The following is a 22,798-nucleotide window of genomic DNA, read 5'->3' as shown; positions in this document are numbered from 1 at the left end:
AGTTGCTTTACTTCTTAGCCCGCATATACATTGTTTGCTGCCCTTTAGGCATTCGAGCAGTAATATCACCTTCTTTGGCGTCTACCAGTTTCTTAAACCACTTGATGGTTAGGTTATCGCCCTTCACCTCATACTCCACCGTATGCAGTGCACCTACATGATCCGGATGAGAGGAGTACATGACTTTAAAGGTGAGCGTGTTGGCATTGTCAACGGTGTACGTACCAGCATACGTAGACGCCCACATGCCTGTCGAGTCCTTGCTTATCGAAGAAAAAAAGCCATCTTCATTCATCATGGCAAACTCAGTACCATCAGTTGATTGCCAGGCACCTGCAAGAGCGGATTTCAAGTTTTGATTAGCATAGTTGATCTTGGATGCGGAAGTCTGTGCAGTGGTTGTAAAAGCGGAAAAACAAAGAATAACTACTACAAGACTAAAAAGGATCTTTTTCATACTTCTTGTTTTCATATAAGTTACGAAGAAGTAAAGAGAATTGCCACTACTGCGTTAAGCGGCATACTATCTTTATACGGGTTATGAACAAGGTTTAAAAACATGCACAAACGGACACCAGTTTTATAAAAGTAGCGACTGCCCTACTTATCCCCTTTGTGAGCAAGAACGCAAAACCAAAGAAGGATTTCTTGCCCAATTGGCCGCTCCTGCCAGAAGAGCTTTAGAAAACAAGGGCATTACAGCTTTAGAACAGCTGACGCAATATAGTGAGGCAGAACTCTTACAACTGAATGGCATGGCCCCTGGCTCACTTCCTAAACTCAAGGAAGCGCTAAAAGCCAGGCAGCTTTCCCTTAGAAAATAAAACAGACTATAAATACCCTTATGCCAATTGAAAGTGAGACATGGGCACGTATTAGCAGGTACAATTTTATACTAAAAAGAGTATCAACAATCGGAAGCAGGCTTTCATTTGATTAAAGTTATATGGCTGTTATAGATACGCTTATCTAAAACCTATTTATATACTTCAGTAGTACTACTAAGAAGAAAGTATCCTCTGTAAAATAGTTTTGCTCTTCACTTTAGAAGCGTATCTGCCTCTGTACTATTCAGCACCTAACAAAGATCATAGCACTTAACCATTTATGAGTAGATAAGCATTGCATTTATGCAATACGAATAAAAAAGTGTTGACCCATTAATATAAGCCATTAGCCTTATTGAAGTTGTTGTAAAGTAAATCCAGTTACTGTGATAAAATATCTTTTGAGTTGCTGTTGCCTGACGCTGATCCATGTAAACAGTTATAGTCAAGCGGGCCTTTATATTTCCTCGGGCACTTCTTTGTATATATCACCAAGCAATGAAGTGGCTATTGATCAACTGGGATTAAAGCCTTCTTCAGCGTTTGTTATAACCGGCACCAACAATGTAGTTAGGACCACCACCATTTTCCACCCTGCTCAGAACCCCTATATCAGCCGGGTTTTTCAATTGGGAGCAACCACAGCTCCCTTTAGTGGAGAGATCACCATCTTTTACGAAGATGGAGAACTGAATGGCATACCCGAAAACGCTCTAACGCTGAACGTTTACAATGGCACAAACTGGATGCCTATTCCCAATAATGTAATACGAAACGCTGCGGCTAACCAGGTAACTACAGCTGCTATCAGCGGGCTCAATCTTAATGAACTAACGCTGGCGCATTTCCTGATACCCCTACCCTTACAGTGGGGCGCAGTAACGGCTTACCGCCAGGCTTCGGGTGCACAGATTACCTGGCAAACCCATGATGAAGAAAACACAGCTTACTTCCTGGTAGAAAAGAGTGATGATGGACTGCGCTGGCAGCAGGTAGGCCAGCCCGTAACGGCCTACAATGTAAAAGGGGAGCATTCATATAGCCAGGTAGATGCAACAACAACTGCAGCCAAAGCCTATTACCGGATCAAGCAGGTTGACCGTAATGACCAGTATAATTACTCCAAAGTGGTTTCAATTACGGCGCTGCCAGGTGCTGTACAAGCAACACTCTATCCGAACCCTGTGGTAAGTGCGGTACGTATACAATCCGTGCAGCTGCCACTTACACAGGTAAAAGTATATGACGCCCGCGGCAGTTTGATAAAAAGCGAGCAGGTGGCACATAGCCTGTCGCACCAGTTAGATCTATCCAAACTACCGGCAGGTAGCTATCATGTACAGCTGCAGTTTGAAAATGGCGAAACCGCAACTTACCCAATCCTTAAAAAATAAAGTATCCATATCTGAATTGAAACCTATTATGAAAAAGATTTTTACAGCTTTATCGCTATTTGTTGTACTTCAAAAAACGTCTGCCCAGATCGGTATTGGTACACTAACGCCCGATGCCAGTGCGCAGCTGGATATTTCTTCAAAGACAAAAGGATTGCTGATACCGCGTATGACGGAAACGGAACGCAACAACATACCCTCTAAGGCAATTGGTCTGTTGGTATATCAAACTAGCGGAACTCAGGGCTTTTATTTTTGGGATGGTACTACATGGAAGCAGTTAGGTGGCGCTGGCGGCTGGGGTTTGAATGGGAACAATGCAGGCAATTCCGATTTTATAGGAACGATCAATGGAGTTGATTTACAATTCAAGGTTAATAATAGCCCGGCTGGTCAGATTTCATATTCTATTACCTCACCACTCTTACTAGGCTACGAGTCAGGGCTTGGAAATTCGGGGTCGTATGTTACAGCTATTGGCTATCAGGCAGGTCTTGGGAATACGGGATCTGCAGTTACTGCTATTGGCCACCAGGCAGCATCTTCAAATAACCCACAAAGTTATTTGACAGCTATTGGTTTTAACGCTCTTCAGAACAGTAAAGGATATGGCAATACAGCTGTTGGCGGCCTAGCATTAAAAGATAATACCTTTGGAGGGTATAACACTGCTATAGGTGGATGGGCGCTGAGATATAACAACATGGGAAACAATAATACCGCAATTGGAGAAAGTGCTATTTCGTCAAATACTTCTGGCAGTAGAAATACAGCTATCGGAAGTAACGCATTATTTAGAACTACTGCAGGTGATAATACAGCTATAGGCAGTGATGCCTTATATTGGAATACATCCGGCAGTAATAATACAGCTATAGGCAGTGATGCCGGCCCAAGTTCCAGCAATTCAGGTTTAAATAATACCACTGCCATTGGAAAAGGGGCTAGAGTTGACGCAAGTAATCAAGTGCGAATTGGAAATACGTCCGTTACCTCAATTGGGGGTTATGCCGCATGGTCCAATCTTAGTGATATCCGCTATAAAAAGAATATCCAACCACAAACACATGGGTTAGATTTTATTCTGGCCCTGCAGCCGATTACCTATAACACGGACGTAAAAAAGTTAAACCGTCTATTGTATGGTAACAAAGCTGACTCCATAAACAGCGATGCCATTAATGTTAAAAGCATTGCAGCTAAGGAAGGCGTTTTATACAGCGGCTTCAGTGCCCAGCAAGTAGAAGAAGCTGCCAAAAAAGTAGGTTACAACTTCAGCGGTGTTCATAAGCCTGAGAATGACAAAAGCCACTATACATTGGAGTATGCCACATTTGTGGTTCCCTTAGTGAAAGCCGTACAAGAACAACAAAGCATTATTGACAATCAAAACAAACGCATAGAACAATTGGAAAAACAGCTAGCTGAAGTTTTACAGAAGCTGAAATAATCAGAAAATATCCTTTTTAAAACCAGCGCCGTTCTTTGTTCAGATTGAATAGAGAATGGCACTTTTTATTTAGCAGCTTTCATGTTTTCAAGGAAATGATAAAGCATGAACTTGAACTTTAAATTAATACACCCCCCAACAACGCTATAAAGAGCATAACCCCAGATAAAGCAGTGACGAAAGAAAGCACATTGCATAATAACTATCCTCAATCGCGGAGGGGCGTATTGCAAACAAATCATCCCATTTTACAAAAGAGAACGGGCAAGTAAACTCGGTAAATTCCATTTAATAAGCAAGCAGTCACGTTAAACCTTCTTAGTAGAAATAGCTAATAGGTGGTAAAGGCCTATTCAATTGATTTTTTCCAGGTTCCGTTCCCAATCTTTCGGCACATTATTCTTATCCAGGATATTCAGTGTAACACCCGTGCTGTACTGTTTCGTCATGTTTTCTGTAATACCGGTGCTTGCAAGTCGGTACATAGCACCAGTAGCCGGGTCTACAATCAGAAAGCCAATCAATCCTCCAATGAATGCATTACCAAAATACCAGCCATTCAGCTTGCATTCCACATTGATCTTTTTGGTGTCATAGCCGTTCATTGATAAGGTAACCACGTACGACTCTTTGATAAAAAAACCAGCACCCGACTTCAGGCGTACCACCGTTGGTGTTTTGCTTCTGAATATTTCTTCACCACGCCTGTTAGTAATGCGTACTTCTGCGCCCTCGGGGTGCGTATCTATGGCAAATGGCCAGCTAGTACTACTAACAATAGAGGCGCATCGGGTAATTATAAAAAGGAGAGCACACAATAGAATGCTTCTTGCCATTTCCATAACCGTAGTTTGGAGGTCATTAATGCAGCTATAAGTTAATCAAATAGTAGGTACCGTAAACAGGCATCTACCTGCAAATACGCTGGTTGGCCTCAAAAACAAGGGATCCATACTTCAACTGCCACCATCATAGTAAGGGCTGGATAAATATCCAGCCCGATCCAAAACTTACAGATATAGGGAACGGGTTCAGCAAAAATGTAGATCCTTTCAAGATAAAGAGGATCGATGGCAATAGTTTCCACGTACGATACCAGGGTACCGATATCCAGAATGCCGTTTCATATGGGTACAGGATCGTAGCGGCGGACATAATCATTTATACGAATTAATCCTTCAGGTGGAAGAGCAGGTAATCTTCATGGGGGGTATAGCACTAGGTTACACAACCGCCATTAAGTAGAAGGTGATGGTATTGCTTGTGTGGAGTCAAACGGTTTAACTAATGCCCGTAATAGGGCGGTATTACAGGCATATGCTATTGACCCTTTTTTGTGGAAAAGGTTTAATCTGTGGAAAAGAAAGTACAAAAAGATATATATCATATAGCTCCTAAGAAGCATTTCCCGCTTTAAATGGCCCTTTAAAACCATGGCACTCTTATTGTAGAGGTATATATGGTTTTTCATAGGATATTGGATTTTAAGCGGGCTGAGGTTTCTACCTTAGCCTTATTTTTTTGGTGTACCCTCAATTAACAGCTCCAAATACTAACAGTAATCCCTATTCGAAACGCATAGGCCTGTTGAAAACTTCCCATACCTCCCTTCATTAGTCTTTCTAATTTAGATGACGAATAACACCCTTTTCATGAAGCCGAAGCTACCGCTGCTAACGCTATCCATGGCTACGCCCCTGCTTTTACTGGCCCGCCATAAGGATAAAAACACCCCACTGGATAACGCTGCTCATTCAGCGTATGTTATGCCCAAGGGTCAAGCTGTTAAAATAATAGGCAGGTGGCAAGTGGGGGTATTACTATTAATAAACATTTTAAGGGTGTAGCGCCTATTGAAACCGACCTTGATGGAATAGCTAATTATGCCAATTCCCGACCTATCGGTAAACACAATACTTTTTTCCAAGACAACATGAATGCTCCCAACTTTACCATTAGAAGCACTTACCCTATTACCATTGATGACGACCCCGCCAATTTAAAAATACTGGCAAACAACGAGTTGATGATGTAAGGCTCAGATAAAACCGGGTCACCCGGCTTTACCGTAATTACTGATGACTAAAAAAAGTAAAAGCGAATTTTCCTTTGCAGAACGTACACCTTTATAATTAACAACCCTACCCCTGCTTCATTTTGTCTCTCCTTTTGATATATACATAGTTCTAGTTGTAACAAGCCCTGCATTTCCATGCAGGGCGCTTTTCATGCCTTATGCCAAGGGCCACTATTTAGCGGTATTGTTAAGCCAGACCACCATTTTGCCTTGTCATTTTCACACTACAGCTTAATATTTCCTGTAATGATTATTCTACATCAATAGCGTTTCTTAGATTTGCCATCCTTTAATTAACGGCAAACCATAACCTAAACCTGATGAATCCGAACAATGCTCATTTACAGTTCTGGATTGAATTGGACCACGGCAAATTGCAATACCGTTTCTTGGTAAACTACCAAGAGGATGAACAATCTGAATACTTTGAATTGCAGGCAGGCCCTCGCCGGCTAATGATTACTTCTAACCGACCCACCCTTCGCAAACAAGGAAATCATGCAATACCGGAATTCTTACTACAAGAAGGCGGCATAACCAAACCAGGCTTATTACTAAAAGTATTTGAAGCTCTAGATGAATATGTGGAAGAAAACCTGTAATGCTATTCACACCACTTTCTGCTAAACAAAATTTAGATTACCAATACGCACATCTTGCTACACCCCTCCCAGTTAACGGTATAGTAAGCTGTACTGTTATTTAAAAACTAGTGCAAGCTTAGGTTGGCCAGAACATGCTGCTGCGTGGATTTGGCTAGGAGAATATGTAATTTTGAGTTGGAGATAAAAATAATGCTTATGAAACGAGCATATATGATTTTCCTAAAAAGAAGATATAGAATTTTCCGCCATCACATTGTTACAGGTTTTATTTTTCTAATGCCTGTACTGATCAGCATTGTTGTCATTGGCAAGTTTTGGGACAAGCTCTTAACTATGGGAGGTCAAGTAGCACGCCTGCTTCGTGTTAACACTATATTTGGTCCCGCTGGTGATGCCATCATGGCGCTTATCCTGCTTCTCCTATTTTGCGTAATAGCCGGCTTCCTGGTTAGAATGTCTGTATTCAGAAGGATGAGCGATTGGCTAGATGCAAAACTGGCTAGCTTTATTCCTGGCTATCTTGACCTTAGAAAAGAAACAGAAGTAAAAATTGGCACGGCCCCAGCTGAAGAAGTTTTTGAAACCTGCCTGGTACATACGGAGGAACATTGGAGACCAGCGTATTTAATTGACACAGATGATGAAGGCAATGCTACCATATTTATTCCCGCAGCACCCACGTTTACTACCGGCCAGGTAGTAGTAACTACTTCAGCCAACTACAAGAAGTTGGAAATCGATTCAAAGGCGCTCAATGCTTACCTGACGAAAATGGGCAAAGGATTATCAATTTCGCTTCATGGCTATTCCAATATTTCTGTTTAAGGAAACTATACTAGTCAGAGCCGTTAGAGTACAATAATGGTAGGCGCAGAAGCGCACTCGCTATACTTCAAAGAGAGACAGCCTAGCTAACGCATATACCTTCTAAACCATTAGGTAGCAGGCATAGTATTCTGAGACCAACAAAAGTTATAATTACCTAACTTTCTACAAACAGAACTAAAAACATGCAAGAGTTGCTCTTCTCATATGGAACACTACAAAAAGGTAAAGTGCAACAAGAATTGTTCGGCCGCCCTTTAAGAGGTATGCCAGATACACTAAAAGGCTATGCGCTTTCTACTATTGAAATTAAGGACGCCTCGGTACTTGAAAAAAGCGAACAACCTTACCACCTTATTGCTGTCCCATCAAGCGATCGTGCAATGGCTATTGAAGGCACTGTTTATACCATTACTACAGATGAGCTGCACAAGGCAGATCTTTATGAAACGGAAGACTATAAACGCGTAAAAGTAACGCTGCTATCAGGCAAAGAAGCCTGGGTGTATGTAGCTGTTTAAATTCGCCTGCCCCAAACAATGCGTATCTAAACTATTATTTTGTTAGCCAAACCACCAATTGCATTCCGGTATTTGTTCTTTCCATGATTGTTCGAAAGATGGGATGCAATAGTTTAGGGACGGGAGATATACTACACACTAAATATTCCCTTTTTACAATCGAAAATTTTAACCGCTTGCTTAGCTCCTGGAAGGACTTTAACCCAAACTCGTATAAATGAAACGGCGGGTGCATGGGGCTAATATTTGTTACAAAGATTGTTCCTATAAGTTTGAAATAAGTATTTATCAGTTTTGCAATAAGGTGTTTTGATGAAGGTACTTCTACTTGTATAATGCCTCCGGGCTTCAGCCACTTAAATGCTTTTTCCAAACTCTGTGCAGGATGGTATAAATGCTCCAAAACAGCACCAAAGGTTATAAAATCAAAAAAGCCTTCGGGATAGTCCACTTCTTCGATCATTCCTAGTTTCAACCGATCTGGATTCCTGCCCATCTTTTCGATGGCGCGTTCATGGAAAGGTTTCGATGGTTCAAAACCATAAACATCGTAGCCGGCCTTTTCTAAGGAGATCATAGACTTGCCAAGACCAGCTCCAATATCCAGCGCCGTCATGCCTTCTTTAAAAGGCAACAACTTTTTTAATACACTTATCTCATAAGCAAAATATTCTGGTGACCAATTAAAATACGAAGGTTTCCAGTATTCTTCTGGCGGTGTTCCGTAGTGATCCTGTATACTGAATGGTATGGGTTGCGGACTGGAATAGATGAGTTCGCAATTACTGCATTTTTTAACCGATACACTAATGCCGGATTTTGTTCTTGGATTAAGCCCTTGGGATTGATTAAGTCGTTGGCCTAAAACCTTATGGTTATGCGTGCTTTGCCCACACATTTCGCAATGCGTAATTTCTTCAAAGTAATAACTAAGCATTACTGGTCTCGATTGGTGAATATTCTTAAAAAGCTATAAAGAAGGAGTGGAAAATGCAAGAAGAGGTGACACTATTTATTTTGATGACACCTATAATGCTAAAAGGCCTAAGCCAGGAAGCTTAGGCCCACTTACTATGCATTTAAGCAGATAGATTAAACTTAGATTAGCAACAGCTGAGCATTAGCTCTTGCGGCAATTCTTACCATTCATACAGACAATAAGCGTTACGCACTGGTGGTAGATCCAACGGAACAAATAGTGTCAGTACTTTCTTTAGTTTACTACGGTGACGCTGTCTCAAATAAATCTTAGTAACGTAGGTGACCTGTAAAAGGGAAGATTAATAATTCCACATTATCTCTAAAGGCCAGTCGCCCACTGACACCTTCGAAAACACCCGTGCCACTTCCTTTCACAATGGGATGTTGACAACGCCCAAAAATCTCAGCGCCTAATGGTTCACCGTTTAGAGGACATCCCTCGTACTTACCTTCAAAACTGTATGCCGTCCAGAATGTACCCGATTGTCCCTTGTATGTACCCACAAAGTGTTCCCGGCCATACTCACGATAAGTGCCACTTGGTGAACAGGCAAAGTCGTCGACATATGTGTAGAGACAACCCTCAAGATCGCCTGTCATGCTGATGACAAAGGTGTAACCTGTTTCATCAGTACATTGGCCAACGTCTGCATAACGCCCGATCCCCTCTATCTGTATAGCGCCTGTAGCCCTCAGTAAAGATTCCTGTTTGCTTTGTGTTATCGCTGAGGGCCCAGAGTTGTCTTTGCTGCAGCCAAGGATAACGAATATAAAATAAAAGACAAGGGCAATAGTAGCTCTGTTGTTCATAATAGACCTCCAATTTATTTAGAGAATTAATGAGAGACTGTTATAAAACAATGTAGTACTTCAGAGTAGAGGAATAATTTTTTACAGGTATTTGTTACAGCAATCTAAGGATAGATATGTAGGATATGAATTGGTACTTGGTACACACAAATTACGCTATTAAAACACCGAATGCAACCTCTTCTTCTAAATTATTATTAGGGTTGATGAGGTTGATGCATGTTGCCTTTCATTCATGTTGGTTGTTGACTAACGGTTCTTTATTTCACTGAACGTTTGTATAAAATGCTTTCGGCAACCTAACAAGATGTTCCCTTCAATCCTATTGAAAAAGGCCTACAATTCATTCACAACAAATAGTTGCGGTCTAAGTTTTGTGCCAGATCTTCTAGTAATAAAAATTAACCAACATGAAAAAGAGGAAACTTGCATTCCTGCTACCAGCCATCGTTATAGGCTTGTTATTTACCAGGTGTAGCAACAATCAACAATCTCCATCTAACACAGATGAGGTAAAAAAATCCAATGACCAGAGTATGATGAATAACGACCAGCTGACTGAAGAGCGATTAAGACGATTTGATAGTCTTGATTTTCAATTTTACAGCAATCAGAAATGGGACAGCTTTGCCATCAGTCATGACGCTAACATTAAAGTCTACTATCCCGACGGCACTACTACTACGGGACTAAATCCGCAGCATATAGACATGCTTACGCCGATGTTTGCTTTTGCCCCTGACACAAAGATCAAATCACACCCTGTTAAATTTGGCTCTGGTGATTGGACCTGTGTCATAGGAGAAATGGAAGGTACTTTTTCTAAGCCGATGCCAGCAGGCAATGGTAAAACCATTCCTCCAACTGGAAAGAAATTCAAACTTAGCATGTGTACCGTTGGTCACTGGAAAGATGGGAAGATGATTGAAGAATATTTGTTCTGGGACAACCAGGCATTTATGAAACAAATTGGGTTAGCACAATAATTACTACGTCTCTGGTAAACAATTATCAAAGCACAAGCGGGGCCTCCCCACACTACCGGGCTTGGCAGTAAAGACCCCGCTCAGACCCTAAGAGGCTTAGGCCCGCAAAAGATTTCATACATCTATTAAGGTGATAAAGACATTAGGATGGATCTTTGTTCTCTTCTTTAGCGCGCTCTCTTAAGCGTTCCAAAGCCTTTTTCACACTTTCGGCCTTTGTTTTAAGAATATACAAAGTAAAGCTCGTAGGATAATGCATATCATCGTCCATTTCAATAGCATCACCGCCCCCCTGGGCATCATAGCGAATTTTGGTGGCGAATCGAATATATATTCGCGTAAGCTCTTTATCCATTGTTTTAGAGTTCCTTTCGATCTTTACCTCCTCCAAGTCTTCCCAATGAATATTTGAGTATTGTTCATACTTCAAATAGTTTTGATCGGTACTACTTGCATAAAAATTAAATTCATATTTAACTTCTGCAGGATAAAAAGAGGCGCCCTCTATACGATACTTAGTACCTTTTTCATTTTTATACGTTACATAACCAACAGACATTTTTAGTGTCTTATCCAAATAGTCTAAAGTCTGTTTCTTGGAGGGCTTTGATTGCGCATAGCCACCGAAAGAAAGCAAGCTTAGTAAGCAAAGCGTTAGTAGTTGTTTCATTGTTGTTATCAAAAATAGAATACTTTCTTCTTCCCCGTCGTGTCTCCTCGCATACCTTATGCGCTTGGGGAGGGACAAAGGAACATAACAGTACGGAAATTTTAGACGCGCTTTGAATGCCTCCGTCGCATCTTAACTAAATAATACAATGGAAACACTCCCAAAAGTATTCCTAAGATGAATGCAATTGGACCTGTTATAGTGCCAACCTTATTTGTACGCAAGTACCCGCTAGCAACCTCATTTTTGATTATTAGAATCACAGCCACGATTATAATAATGATGGCGCAAACAAAAACACCATAAAGTGGAGTCGGACGCAAATGACTGATACCTACATCCGACGACTCAGAACCATCTTCTTGTTCAAGATTATAATTACTCATTTACTTAAATGGTTTTAGCTACAGCCTTATTCTACTTAACGCAGTATTGAAGCAACAGTCACTGCAGCCACCACTAAACAAAATAGGATGGTCAATAAATACAAATAAACAGGATGCTTTACTTCTTTCTGTATTTCCTTTGCTTGCTTAGTTAGTTCAGGACCAAACTTATTATCATCTCTTGCTGCATTACAGGAAGAGCAGCCCGCATGCGCTTCTTTAGCGTAGGGAAATAGGGGCAGCCAAAAAATATGGTAGTATTTAGAGTAAACAGCAATGGTGGTTGTATTGGTTTGCTCACAATAGGGACACTTATATAAGAAAGCATCAAAAGCGCCTACCATCTTTTTGCGCCAGCCATAGATAATAAACATAGGGTATCTTTCCAACAAGATAGGGAAACCTTACTATTGGTATTATCCCCTTTTAGGGTTATAAAACTCGCGACACTCAAAATCTATTTACATGGCATACACAACAAAAAGTTGGCTATCGTATTCTGTCCCCGCCGTGTCTCCTCGCATAGCTTATGTGCATGGGGAGGGAAACGGCGGCTATCTTCAATCGCCGCTCATTACTCACCACTCGCCCTCCAAAGCAGGTATTGAAACTTTTTTTTCTTCCTTCGTGTGATTTTTTCTAACAGCAATACACTAATACAGTACAGAAAACAAAACAGGCCAATATCAAGTGGACAAAAAAGAAGGGTTTATTACGGCTATCAAGAATAATGAAGGTTTGATTTATAAGGTCGCTTCTATATATACCAATACCATTGAAGACAAAAACGACCTGGTGCAGGAAATCATCTATCAGCTTTGGCGATCATTTGACACATTTGATCAAATGGCAAGCATCAGCACCTGGATGTATAGAGTAGCTATGAATGTGGCTATCTATCATTTGAAAGTAGCGAAACGAAAAGTACAGACAGTACCCTTAGATGAACCCCTATTGCATTTACAGGACAAGAACACCGACGAACTAGAAGAGAAATGGCAATGGTTAAGAGCGCAATTGAACAAGTTGAACCTGCTAGACAAAGGTATTGTTATGCTTTACTTAGAAGACAAGAGCTACGAAGAGATTGCCCAGATCATAGGAATCTCCACAAGCAATGTTGGCACCCGATTGTCGAGAATAAAAGAAAAACTAAAAAACCAGGCCTCTAAAACAAACTAATTATGGAACTAGACAGCATAAAACAAAATTGGGATGCCATGAGCAACCAACTAAAAGACCAAAACCTTTTAAACACACAACTAATTGATCAAATGACACAGGCTAAATTTAAATCGAAACTGAAACGTGTTACCTATCCTGAAATGATCGGCATCGTTATATGCCTGGCGGGGGCCGTTTTTATTGGCGTTAACTTTGACAAGTTAGCTACTCCTTTTTTCAAGAGTGTAGGTGCTTTATCCATATTGCTGATACTGTCTATTTCCCTGATCAGTTTTAAGAGCATTCAACAGTTTGCTATCATTGGCGATACCAATAAAACCTATAAAGAAACGCTTACCGATTTCATGGTTAACAAGTTGAAGTTTTACAAATGGCAGCGGGTAAACTTCTTACTCTGTCATTTACTGCTTGTGGTAACATTGATCCTGATATCAGCGTTTTTTAGTACATCCATTACTGACAGTAAATACTTCTGGATCATTTCGCTACCGCTAGCTTATATCTTCTTATCCTTTTACTCACGCTGGGTTTTAAAAAACTACAACAGAATACTAGGGCAAACAGAAGATATCTTAAGGGAAATACAACTGTAACTGGAAATAATTTTTGATGTCCATTATAATCGCGAAACTAATCACCACGCTTGCCCCAGCACCATAGCTGAGACATCTTTTTTACGATACCAACCATCCCACCTGGCTTTTCATCTAACCTGTTTTACGTAACGCTTATAACAATTCATACAGCCTTTCTTTCCATAGCCAAACAGCACTCCTATTTTAGTGGTATCAAAACGTTGGCAATGAGAAAAAGCATCATCCTCATACTGACTCTATTCCATTACGCTCTTGTCTTTGGTCAAGACCAATTAGTAGAAGACCTTGATAATGATAGGATAAACGATACGGTGTACGTAGACCGGGAAGCTTCACGAATAGTATGTCGGCTATCCACCCAACAATTCAAAAAGATCCAAAGCAAGGATATTGATGTTTTAAATGAAAATGCTGGTGTTCGAGCCACTAAGAACGGCTTTGAGTTTTATAACAATTGGATGCGGGCAGGCTATAGCAACCAGTTTCGCTACGATGTAAAAACAAAGAAGATGCAGCTCATTGGCATGAGTCGTTATGAGTTTGGTAATGCTATGAATGATGGCAGTGGCGAGTCGAGCATAAACCTGCTCACCAACGATTACATTGGCAATTGGAATTACTTCGATGCTAAAAAAGAGCAACTGGTAAAAATCCCTACCATTAAAACCAAGATGGTGCTGGGCAAGATTTACCTGGATACGTTTAATGATGAAACCTACTTTAACTATGCAGGGAAATGCGCTGCATTTTATGAAAAGAACCGCAAACTGCATTGATTAGTGGGATTACCTGCTTTCTATTAAACGTTCATTCTTTTCCTGTGATGACCAGTCACAGGAGGATTCAGCCCATCGACAAACTCAGGGCCGGACTGAACAACATTACTATCAGGCGTTGGTATATGTAACCGACCATTGCGCTTGACCTTCCATTTTGAAAGATAGCGGGCCTGCTTAACACGAGGAGTTGTTCTTGTTATCTCCTTTTTCTTTTCTGTGGTAGCAGGCGCTGAAGTAAACAGTGGAGGCAACACAGGTGCAGTTGTACGTACAGAAGGCGTAGCCTCTATTGTCGTTGGCTTGGCAGCTAATTTCTGGCAATGCGCCAGCAGAAGTTCCTGTGCTTCTTCCTTGGTCTTGCCCTGGTACAACCACTTATTGACCATGCCTGTTAACCTGGCAAACAACCCGGGTTTGCGCACGGTCCCTGGAAGCTGGCGGTAGTACACGCGCTTCACCATTTTGGCAGCCACCCCAAACCGCTCGGCATTGGCCATCGTGCGCTGGAGGCCGGGATCCTTGCGCATCCTCTTAGCACTTTTATAATCGCCTTTGCTGCGCAGGTAATACGTATCTCCTAACTTATAAAAGATGATGCCATCGATGGTGCCGGTAATGAAGACGGGGCCTACTTGTTTTGCCATAAAGAGTACAGGGTAAAGGTGGAGCGTTAAAAGTGTAAAGTCCAAGGTTTAAAATCCAGGCCTCCACCTGCTTCCTGGATCTTGTCCCTTGAGCCTTAATTGCTAATTATCTTAGCAAATCTACCCAACTAAAGGCCCCCATCAAAACCTTTCACCCCCTTTATTTATACACATGTAGGCCACTGCTAATATCATAAATGCTCCGTGGTCAATCGGCGTCAGCTGCGGGAGTCTTCTTGTGCGCGGGTGCTCCCCTTTAGGGGCTGGGGGTGTGCCTAGCCTGTACCTCTTCTGTACCTCTCTTGTACCTCTTCTGTACCTCTTCTGTAGGTAAGTCCGTACCAACTGCACAGATAAAGCCCTCTACCTGCCTTCCACATTCACTACTCCTCCTACCATCCTCCTATACTACTCCTCTCTTCATTGAACATCCATCAATCCTAAAATAAAAAGGGAATAAACAGAGCCGAATAGAAATATAGCCAGCAAACAAACTGAGATGGAATAAATAAGAAAATGCCATAATGCTAAAGGAGTCACTAACCACGTATATAGATATTCGTTAGTAGTAACACAAACATGCTTTTCATAACTAAAACAAACCGCAGCCAGGTGGCTGCGGTTGCGTATGCACTGAACTGAAAAAAGCCTGATGTTGTAAAAGCGATTTTACAGGAAATGGATTTACATCCATGCATCCTTTTGTTAGGACCGCTTGGTAAAATAATAAATGGCCATGCCACCAGCCGTTAGTACACCGAGGCCTGCCAACACACTACCGCCATTTAGAAAACGGGCGAAGCGCACGAGCGCTCCCACTATGAATACAATACCAAAAGCAATGCTGGTACCACTTACTTTACCGCCATTGCTTTCTGCTATAGCATTGGAAAAATCGATTTTGGATAGTGCTTCGTTGATCTCAGTGGAGGTATAGCCCTTAGATAGAAGGTTTTGCTCAATTTCTTCTTTAGAGAAACCAATATTGATTTGCTTCGCAATTTCTTCTTGCAAGTTAGTAGTGGTAGTCATGTGTACGGGCGTTGGCCGCTTAATGGGCACTTAAATATATTTATTTTTTACATAACTAACAACAAACATAAAATGAAGTGTTAACTACCCATCACTAATGAATAACCTAAAAAAAGTAATCTTTAAAACTGAGGAAATGTGAATAAAAATCTGCTCTTTTCTTTTAGTAGACAACTCGTCCTAAAAAGCTAAGTACATTACCTTGGTAAAATATCCAGGGCTCTTAAAACCGCTTTTGTAATTTCCTTTCGGCAGGAACCAAAATTGGATTGATTAAACTTACGATCCTGCAACAAACGTGTAGCAAAGAAGTACACTCCTTTCGGGCTCTCTACATAGCCTACCCACCAACCTGTGTTCATATCATTGTCTCTTGTCCAGCCTGTTTTTGCACTTATTGTATAACCATTGTCTTGTTCAACTATCATTACCCTTTTTACAATATCCATATTGCGCTTAGATGCCGGAAGCCTGCCTTCATATAACGCTCGTAGAAAGTTAATCTGATTTAATGGGGAAATGCCAAAGGCTCCAAAGTTCCAGAAGTCCGCATCGGGTTGGGTAAGTGTTTGATTGCCGTACTGATAAGCAGCCAGGTATTTTTTATAATTCTCCTTGCCTATTCGTTTAGCCAGCTCTACATACACCCAACCAGCCGACACTTCAAAGGCTTCCTTTACCGACATATCGTGATAAATATCGGGTCGGTACCCATACTTTACAGTATCGGTTTTACCGGGCCATTTTACTATTTCGTTTTCATCTTTAATCACACCCGTTTCCAAAGCAATCAACAGGTTAGCAATTTTAAATGTAGACGCAGGCAATGTGGCTGATCGTACAGCAGCGGCATCACTGGCTAGCCATATTTTCCGTTGATTGTCGTAAACAATAACGCTTCCTTCAACCTTGCAATTTGTAAAATAGTGTTGAAAGTCTGTTCGCACAGATAGAGAGTCTGTAAGCGTAAGCGTGTTGCTGGTATTGATCCTGCCTTTAGCCTGACAAAAAGTGAACAGGGTAACGATTGCCAGATAAAATGAAGTTTTAATCATATTTGATACCGGAGAAGGTGTATAGTATGTGAAGGTAGGCTTCAAAGGCAACTAGCGCTCTTTTAAAAGAAGCCATCGTGATGGGATGTGTATTGGAGTGACAAGAGGCAAGAAAAATATAGAGTGATTTGCTATATATTATTTTCCAGGGTATATAGGTCAATTGTTTTAAAGTGGCGCTTATAGAAAGAAGGGATTTAGTAGTAACCGTTTGAGCATACAATCACCTGACGGTATAACAAGGCATACACGTCGGCAAGAGGCAGTATGAAAGCAAAAGGTCTTTTACGCTATGAAACCAATTAGGGCATTAAGCGTTCTTCAATAAAAAAGCTACCATCTCTCATTTTAAAACTATGCTTTAGCATTAATTGTTTGTCTACTGAAAACCAATATTGCGAATAACTTTTGAAGGCAGGAAAACCTGCTTCTACTAAATAGGCTTCTCTAGTTGAATGATCTGATAGCTGAATCTTTTCTTTCCGTACTACACTTACTTTATAATTAGTTGTATTGTGTCGCACACCTGGATTTACATTCTTTACTACAACAGTATAGCCTATCTTAAGCGGCAACATTCCCATCATATCTTCCATAGTAGTAGCTATAAAATAATCAGGGCTTGATGGATACGAAACATGTTTTGTGCTGTCCTTATAGAAAACACTTGTATAGATGCTATCCTGTGTAAACTGCACGACTTCTTTATAACCTGCAGACTGAATATCGGTATGATAGGCCAAAGGACTAAAATCTACCTTATTAATAAAAGCAGTATCGGTTTCTATCTCATTTCCTTTAGCCTTATTATATCGCTGTATTACCCAAAGAATATTGGCATTAGCAGGATCTTGTTTTACCGTTCGGGTTTTGAATGTATTGATGCGTAACACTTGTCCCAATGAGTCTGTAAAATACTGCAGGTATTTATTTGTTCCGGACTGAACTTTATCACTATATTTCTTCCAGCTGCTGTAGCTAAGTGTGTCTTCTTTCTTTTGTGCTTGTACTGTGCTTGCTGAAAGCGTGAAAGCAATAACCAAAAAATAGAATTTCATAAAATAGACACTAATAATGTTTTAAATAAAAGAGGACCTACCTAGTGGACAGTTGGCAGAGAACAGCGCCTTATTGCCTACTATCAACTGTTAACTGCCAATTACTAACTGCCATCTGATAGATGTACTGACTAACTTAAATTGGTACAAGTAGCTGAAAGTAGTATCCATGTATCTTCTTATAAATACAAATAAGGATGAAAGGTGTGCAGGAATGACAAAGTACAATACGGTTTAACATCATTCTTCATATGATTACTATGTATGTTTTAATTAGAAAAGAGGTACAAACAGAATGAAAAACAGTGTTCTTATTTTACCCTATCCCACTCTCTTCTGTTAACACAAAATGATATAAAGAAATCCCATACTGATAGTCATTACCTATTTAAGGAGTAACGCAGTAATAAGATTATTAACAGACCACCTTAATTTTATAGAATGCCTTACATCATTGAAAATATAAAACCATTCAAGGGACAACATTGCGAAACAACTGCCACAGGAACGTTGTTGAACCAACTGGGAATTGAACTTTCAGAACCGATGTTATTTGGCCTGGGTGAAGGCCTTGGCTATATATTCTGGAATATGAAGACAATGGATTTTCCCTTTATAGGTGGGCGAGTAAAACCTGATGTATTAACACAACGCCTGGCTGAAAATCTAAATCTTGAACTACTACTAAAAGAAACAGCTTCACCGCAGAAAGCGTGGGATGGTGTAAAACAACTGATCAACGAAGGGAAGGCAGTAGGTTTAAAACTCGATTGTTTTCACCTTGAATATTTCGAGCGCCCTATTCATTTTGCCGGGCACTATGTAGCCATTTATGGCTATGATGATACGGACGCTTATTTAGTAGATACCATACAGCAAGGCAGCACGGTTAAAACCTCTTTAAAAAGCCTAGCATTGGCAAGAGCAGAAAAGGGACCTATGTCTTCCAAGAACTTGTGTTATACGTTACACAAAACAGGCAAAGACTTCCACTTAGCATCGGCAATTAAAACGGCTATTCGGAATAATGCTGCTGATTATCTTAATCCACCCATCACTAATATCGGATACAAAGGAATCTTAAAAACAAGTACAGAGATCATCAAGTGGTTTAACACCACTAAAGATGTTAAAAACGACTTTAATACCACAGCCCTTCTAATGGAAAAAGCGGGTACAGGCGGCGCCCTGTTTAGAAATCTTTACCGTGATTTCTTAAAAGAAAGCTATGAGCTGCTTAAGCTAGACAAGCTACGTAACGGATGGGAAGCATTTGCAGAAATAGCCAGCCTTTGGAGCAATGTTTCTCATTTGTTTCAACAGGTGAGTGAGACAAACGACTTTCAGTACATACAACAAGCTTCTGTTATTTTAAAAACACTTTCAGCGAAAGAGAAAGAGGCTATGGAGATGTTGGCGACTGTATAATGGGCTAGTCAAAGCTATGCCTTCACCGCCATGTCCCTCGCGATGCACAATAAACTAGGCTGATGATACATTGCAGGAAAGAACTATGCGAACTATTTCAGTCTTAGCTGTGCGCTATCCATGGCACTTAACTTTCTTCCAAAAATGTTCAACCAAACGTCCAGTATGGGTGGATAAGAATTAAAATAACTGGTACTATCTTTTTCTATGACATTGATACGAAGATTACTGTCTAACACAAACTCGCTAGTTTGACGCAACAACCTACCCGAATTATTCTTCAGCAAGTAGGTTAGCCTAACGGAATACATTTCGGTTTTATCTACACCACCAAATGAGTATTTATCGAATGAGAGAACTTTGAACGAAGGGGGGTGCGCAGCATACTCGCAAATAAACGCATTCACCCTATTTTGCACTTCCGGCAACCTATCTTGGTCGGCTTTATCCTGCAGTATTTTTTTATACATCATCTCTATGATCTGGCCCACCGTAACTTCTGGATCTATGAGCTTGTTATTTACATACAACAGTATGTGAGATGTATCCTTCAATAGATCAAGATGACGAGTAATACTATCGGGGTATCGCTGCCCGCACAGAATAAACCCATACGTACGATGTAGCGGGTTGTTACTCGTAAGCAAGCATTGCAATTCTGTAAAAGGTCGATCTTGCAGCCAAAAAAGAATGCCACTGTATCGCTTTCCCATAGCCGTGGTATCTTCCGAGGCCTCCACCACTAAACCGCCTGCCTGTATTAAAATTGATACAGAGTCCATAATGGCATCACAGGGTTGTGGTTTCATCAGAACCTGTTTATTCCTCGATTGCCAGGAAACGGTTGCTAGTGTTAGCACTAAGGCGACCGCAATAGTGAGATGTTTCATAGAAATCAATGTTAAACGAATACCTATTGTATGTACAAGTAATCAACTTTAATAGCAGCCCCTGATGTAGTAAACAACCGGATATCACTCCATGATTTAGCCTTCAGCACCTCTTCTCCAATCAATACATTATTTACATAGAATTGCGCCTTTCGATCATTGACTTTAATTTTAAATGGAATGGTTTTAAGACTTACGATATCCGGAGTATGCGTATTCTTTGAAAACAGGGTAGCTTCTTCTTCACGGTTATAATCATACTCAGACAACAGGCCTTCCGCAGTTTCAGAATAGGCAAATCGGTAGTTTAAGGAGGTACTATAAAGTAAAATACCAAATGTTGCAGGCAGGCTATTGTCCAACACCTGAAAGCTGGAAGTAATTTCAAAACTCTTTGGCAGGTTCCACAGAAAAGATACATTTTGAGGTCCGTTGCTGGACTGGTATTTAGATGTATCAAGAGAGGTTATATACAAGCTACCTTCCTTTATTTCTGTCCTGTGTGCTTTGGTAAATTCTTCTGTCCAACCCAATGTATTGTTGTTGAAATCTTCCTTTAATATGTAGGCTTGTTTTGTTTGGCCATTAACGTTTAGAAACAAGAAAACGCTTAGGGTTGCAGATAGCAGTAGTTTCAAATTCATGAGAGTAGGTTTAAATGCAATGCGGGTTATTTAGCTTGGTTAATGATGAAGATAAACATATAAATGTTTTCACAAAGCGCAATAGCATGATTTGCTTCAACTTAAATGCTTTAAAAAGTGTCGCTCGTATATTTACCAGTAATCTTATTACGATGAGTAGTTGAACTATATAGGATTAGGAAAGTAATAAGCATTCCATAAGGCAGGCAGGTTTTGTATGCAGTCAGCAGATGCTAAAACGAGTTCAGCATCTGATCTCAATTTTATTAGATTGCTAGCTTATTATTAGGTCTAGTTATGCTTGCGTATAACATAAAACTACTCATGCTCCCTACCCTTTATATCACTATTCTTCCAGCGCTCATTTAAAGTTTCAAACTCTTTAAGGTCGGCTTCACTAAAAGCTTCACCTGTAAGGCCAGAGAGGTCTGGCTGTCCGGCATTGACCCAAGCAGTATACCAGAAGGAAGCTACTGCATAAATAGACTGGCGCATACGGCGCTCTACCATACCTTTCAGTTGGCGGTCATAGGCAGTAGTATAGGTGGTTGAATATTGACGCACCACTTTACCATTGCGGTTTTCAAAGGCAAACTTTTGATCGGGTTCAACGCTTTGGCTTAGCTGCTTTTCATACAACAATACAGTATCTGCCGCAGCAGCGCTTTCCAGCACGCGCTTCCAGATGAAGTCGCTAGTGCTTTTTATGTACGTGGCCTTTCCAATGAAGAAGTCCCACTCTTTATCAGCCAACAGTTCTGGTACGCGGCTTTCCCAAAAGCCATGAATACCACGCTGGCCAGTATATTGCCCGTTATGATTGCTACATACATGCAAGGGCACATGTGCATCACCGATATAGTGGCCAATATCGGCAGAGAGCTTCAGTATCTTAGCGGTATTCTTTTCTTTAAATGCATTGGTCAGTCGGGCCTGCATTATCTGAATCCACCAAGGTACAATGCCATGCTGCTGCAAGGTATCTTCCGTATATTTTATTATGGCATCATCCCAACGGCGAGGCAAGCTATCAAAAGGATAAGCGCCGTAGCGATCAATATCGATATAATGCCTTGGTCCTTCTTCAGTAAGCATATAACGCCGCTTATCGGGGTCTACCGCATGTTCACTAATAAACTGGATATGCTTCTTGTAAAACGATAGCAGTTGCGGTGGCAATAAAAACACCGCCTGGTAGTTGATCTTCTGATGACCATAAAAGCCCCAGCAAAAACAAGGCAGCTGACTAATAGCCAGCAATAATGTAAGACTAGATTTTAGCAGTATCTGTTTTGGTATCATCATCCATTTCGGTAACACCACCACTGATGGCAAACTTCATCGCATCAGTTGCATTGATGTTGGTGATCGTTCTTACCCGGTTCCTGGGTAAAAGATACACATTCCCCGCAATGGAATACGAGGCCGGAATATAAACAGCTACATATTCAGAAAAACCAAAATCTTTCAATTCGTCCTGGGTAATAAACCCTACACGCCATACATCGTTGTCATCAATATTGGCCAGTACAGGTTTATTGAACTTCTTTTTCTCACCGGCAAAGGCTTCAAAAAAATCCTTTACCGTAGAATAGATAAACCGGATTCCGGGTGTTTTAGCCATCAAGGTTTCAAACAATGAAAACAGTCGCAGCTTGATAAAAAAGGAGCTCATGTAGCCAATGACAATGATCAACCCTATCACCAGCAAAAAGCCCAGGCCATAGTTCTGTACCTGTATATTGCCCTTCTGATCCACATAGGTAAAGATGGGTATAAGATTGTCAATACTGGAAACGATCCAGTAAATGGCATAGGCGGTAATGGCAATGGGTGCTAGTACTAAAAGTCCTTGTAAGAAATATTGAAAGAGTTTGTTCACGCGAAATGCTTATTTAGGTAAGGGCTCAATGATCCTCAGAACAAAGGTAAGGACCGCAGATCAGATGGATTAG

Annotated in this window: 25 protein-coding genes and 1 pseudogene; 12 read left to right on the top strand and 14 right to left on the bottom strand. The window is 40.8% G+C overall.

Annotated features, from left to right (window positions below; translation table 11 throughout):
• Positions 1 to 7 precede the first annotated feature (7 nt).
• On the bottom strand, positions 8 to 457 hold the full coding sequence (locus tag SY85_RS18465) for a lipocalin-like domain-containing protein (protein WP_066406389.1): 450 nt from the start codon (positions 455 to 457) through the stop codon (positions 8 to 10).
• A 97-nt stretch (positions 458 to 554) separates the two neighbouring features.
• Between SY85_RS18465 and SY85_RS18460 the strand changes: the two are divergent.
• From SY85_RS18460 to SY85_RS18450, 3 genes and pseudogenes are all read left to right on the top strand, one after another.
• Positions 555 to 824, top strand: a pseudogene (locus SY85_RS18460) (helix-hairpin-helix domain-containing protein); the annotation flags it as partial.
• A 389-nt stretch (positions 825 to 1,213) separates the two neighbouring features.
• Positions 1,214 to 2,221 carry a T9SS type A sorting domain-containing protein gene (locus SY85_RS18455; RefSeq protein WP_066406387.1) on the top strand — a complete coding sequence of 336 codons (1,008 nt, stop codon included), beginning with the start codon at positions 1,214 to 1,216 and terminating at the stop codon, positions 2,219 to 2,221.
• A 28-nt stretch (positions 2,222 to 2,249) separates the two neighbouring features.
• Entirely contained in the window at positions 2,250 to 3,671 is a 1,422-nt protein-coding gene (locus tag SY85_RS18450; RefSeq protein WP_066406386.1) for a tail fiber domain-containing protein, read from the top strand.
• 353 nt (positions 3,672 to 4,024) lie between these two features.
• On the opposite strand, the gene SY85_RS18445 is transcribed toward SY85_RS18450, so the two are convergent.
• On the bottom strand, positions 4,025 to 4,513 hold the full coding sequence (locus tag SY85_RS18445; RefSeq protein ID WP_082886583.1) for a hypothetical protein: 489 nt from the start codon (positions 4,511 to 4,513) through the stop codon (positions 4,025 to 4,027).
• Positions 4,514 to 5,472: 959 nt separating this feature from the next.
• On the opposite strand from SY85_RS18445, the gene SY85_RS18435 reads away from it, so the two are divergent.
• From SY85_RS18435 to SY85_RS18420, 4 genes are all read left to right on the top strand, one after another.
• Complete coding sequence (locus tag SY85_RS18435) at positions 5,473 to 5,706, top strand: hypothetical protein (protein ID WP_066406382.1); 234 nt, start codon at positions 5,473 to 5,475, stop codon at positions 5,704 to 5,706.
• 362 nt (positions 5,707 to 6,068) lie between these two features.
• Positions 6,069 to 6,350, top strand: coding sequence for a hypothetical protein (locus tag SY85_RS18430; protein WP_066406381.1), 282 nt, complete (start codon positions 6,069 to 6,071; stop codon positions 6,348 to 6,350).
• A gap of 198 nt (positions 6,351 to 6,548) precedes the next feature.
• On the top strand, positions 6,549 to 7,178 hold the full coding sequence (locus SY85_RS18425) for a hypothetical protein (RefSeq protein WP_066406379.1): 630 nt from the start codon (positions 6,549 to 6,551) through the stop codon (positions 7,176 to 7,178).
• Between the two features lie 185 nt (positions 7,179 to 7,363).
• Positions 7,364 to 7,699 (top strand): gamma-glutamylcyclotransferase family protein, encoded by a 336-nt coding sequence (locus tag SY85_RS18420; RefSeq protein WP_066406378.1) that lies wholly within the window; start codon positions 7,364 to 7,366, stop codon positions 7,697 to 7,699.
• Positions 7,700 to 7,733: 34 nt separating this feature from the next.
• Here SY85_RS18420 and SY85_RS18415 read toward each other — a convergent pair whose 3' ends face one another.
• Positions 7,734 to 8,636 (bottom strand): class I SAM-dependent methyltransferase, encoded by a 903-nt coding sequence (locus tag SY85_RS18415; protein ID WP_066406374.1) that lies wholly within the window; start codon positions 8,634 to 8,636, stop codon positions 7,734 to 7,736.
• Positions 8,637 to 8,947: 311 nt separating this feature from the next.
• On the bottom strand, positions 8,948 to 9,490 hold the full coding sequence (locus SY85_RS18410; RefSeq protein WP_066406373.1) for a hypothetical protein: 543 nt from the start codon (positions 9,488 to 9,490) through the stop codon (positions 8,948 to 8,950).
• A 410-nt stretch (positions 9,491 to 9,900) separates the two neighbouring features.
• On the opposite strand from SY85_RS18410, the gene SY85_RS18405 reads away from it, so the two are divergent.
• Entirely contained in the window at positions 9,901 to 10,476 is a 576-nt protein-coding gene (locus SY85_RS18405) for an ester cyclase (RefSeq protein WP_066406372.1), read from the top strand.
• Between the two features lie 142 nt (positions 10,477 to 10,618).
• Here the strand turns inward: SY85_RS18405 and SY85_RS18400 are convergent, their stop codons facing one another.
• Positions 10,619 to 11,146, bottom strand: coding sequence for a hypothetical protein (locus SY85_RS18400; RefSeq protein ID WP_066406366.1), 528 nt, complete (start codon positions 11,144 to 11,146; stop codon positions 10,619 to 10,621).
• Positions 11,147 to 11,567: 421 nt separating this feature from the next.
• Positions 11,568 to 11,906 (bottom strand): zinc-ribbon domain-containing protein, encoded by a 339-nt coding sequence (locus tag SY85_RS18390; RefSeq protein WP_066406360.1) that lies wholly within the window; start codon positions 11,904 to 11,906, stop codon positions 11,568 to 11,570.
• Between the two features lie 316 nt (positions 11,907 to 12,222).
• On the opposite strand from SY85_RS18390, the gene SY85_RS18385 reads away from it, so the two are divergent.
• From SY85_RS18385 to SY85_RS18375, 3 genes are all read left to right on the top strand, one after another.
• Positions 12,223 to 12,714 (top strand): RNA polymerase sigma factor, encoded by a 492-nt coding sequence (locus SY85_RS18385; RefSeq protein ID WP_066406359.1) that lies wholly within the window; start codon positions 12,223 to 12,225, stop codon positions 12,712 to 12,714.
• A 2-nt stretch (positions 12,715 to 12,716) separates the two neighbouring features.
• The gene (locus SY85_RS18380) at positions 12,717 to 13,310 is read left to right on the top strand and encodes a hypothetical protein (RefSeq protein WP_066406357.1); all 594 of its coding nucleotides are present in this window, start codon (positions 12,717 to 12,719) and stop codon (positions 13,308 to 13,310) included.
• A gap of 209 nt (positions 13,311 to 13,519) precedes the next feature.
• The gene (locus tag SY85_RS18375) at positions 13,520 to 14,089 is read left to right on the top strand and encodes a hypothetical protein (RefSeq protein WP_066406355.1); all 570 of its coding nucleotides are present in this window, start codon (positions 13,520 to 13,522) and stop codon (positions 14,087 to 14,089) included.
• 23 nt (positions 14,090 to 14,112) lie between these two features.
• Here the strand turns inward: SY85_RS18375 and SY85_RS18370 are convergent, their stop codons facing one another.
• The 4 genes from SY85_RS18370 to SY85_RS18355 form a co-directional block, all read right to left on the bottom strand.
• Positions 14,113 to 14,736 (bottom strand): hypothetical protein, encoded by a 624-nt coding sequence (locus SY85_RS18370; protein ID WP_066406353.1) that lies wholly within the window; start codon positions 14,734 to 14,736, stop codon positions 14,113 to 14,115.
• Positions 14,737 to 15,441: 705 nt separating this feature from the next.
• A complete protein-coding gene (locus SY85_RS18365; protein ID WP_066406351.1) occupies positions 15,442 to 15,768 on the bottom strand; it encodes a hypothetical protein in 327 nt (108 codons plus the stop codon).
• 197 nt (positions 15,769 to 15,965) lie between these two features.
• Positions 15,966 to 16,823 (bottom strand): penicillin-binding transpeptidase domain-containing protein, encoded by an 858-nt coding sequence (locus SY85_RS18360; RefSeq protein ID WP_066409967.1) that lies wholly within the window; start codon positions 16,821 to 16,823, stop codon positions 15,966 to 15,968.
• A gap of 302 nt (positions 16,824 to 17,125) precedes the next feature.
• A complete protein-coding gene (locus tag SY85_RS18355; protein WP_066406347.1) occupies positions 17,126 to 17,881 on the bottom strand; it encodes a DUF3108 domain-containing protein in 756 nt (251 codons plus the stop codon).
• A gap of 441 nt (positions 17,882 to 18,322) precedes the next feature.
• On the opposite strand from SY85_RS18355, the gene SY85_RS18350 reads away from it, so the two are divergent.
• The gene (locus SY85_RS18350) at positions 18,323 to 19,309 is read left to right on the top strand and encodes a BtrH N-terminal domain-containing protein (protein WP_066406346.1); all 987 of its coding nucleotides are present in this window, start codon (positions 18,323 to 18,325) and stop codon (positions 19,307 to 19,309) included.
• Positions 19,310 to 19,401: 92 nt separating this feature from the next.
• Here the strand turns inward: SY85_RS18350 and SY85_RS18345 are convergent, their stop codons facing one another.
• From SY85_RS18345 to SY85_RS18330, 4 genes are all read right to left on the bottom strand, one after another.
• Positions 19,402 to 20,118 carry a hypothetical protein gene (locus SY85_RS18345; protein ID WP_148661237.1) on the bottom strand — a complete coding sequence of 239 codons (717 nt, stop codon included), beginning with the start codon at positions 20,116 to 20,118 and terminating at the stop codon, positions 19,402 to 19,404.
• A gap of 104 nt (positions 20,119 to 20,222) precedes the next feature.
• Complete coding sequence (locus SY85_RS18340; RefSeq protein ID WP_066406344.1) at positions 20,223 to 20,843, bottom strand: hypothetical protein; 621 nt, start codon at positions 20,841 to 20,843, stop codon at positions 20,223 to 20,225.
• Between the two features lie 318 nt (positions 20,844 to 21,161).
• A complete protein-coding gene (locus SY85_RS18335; RefSeq protein ID WP_226998889.1) occupies positions 21,162 to 22,148 on the bottom strand; it encodes a zinc dependent phospholipase C family protein in 987 nt (328 codons plus the stop codon).
• Positions 22,114 to 22,725, bottom strand: coding sequence for a DUF502 domain-containing protein (locus tag SY85_RS18330; RefSeq protein WP_066406342.1), 612 nt, complete (start codon positions 22,723 to 22,725; stop codon positions 22,114 to 22,116). Before SY85_RS18330 ends, SY85_RS18335 begins: the two co-directional genes overlap by 35 nt.
• Between the last annotated feature and the right edge of the window lie 73 nt (positions 22,726 to 22,798).

The sequence above is a fragment of the Flavisolibacter tropicus genome (genome assembly GCF_001644645.1).
In the GTDB taxonomy this organism is placed as follows: Bacteria; Bacteroidota; Bacteroidia; order Chitinophagales; family Chitinophagaceae; genus Flavisolibacter; species Flavisolibacter tropicus.
This window is presented reverse-complemented; position numbering and strand designations above follow the sequence as displayed.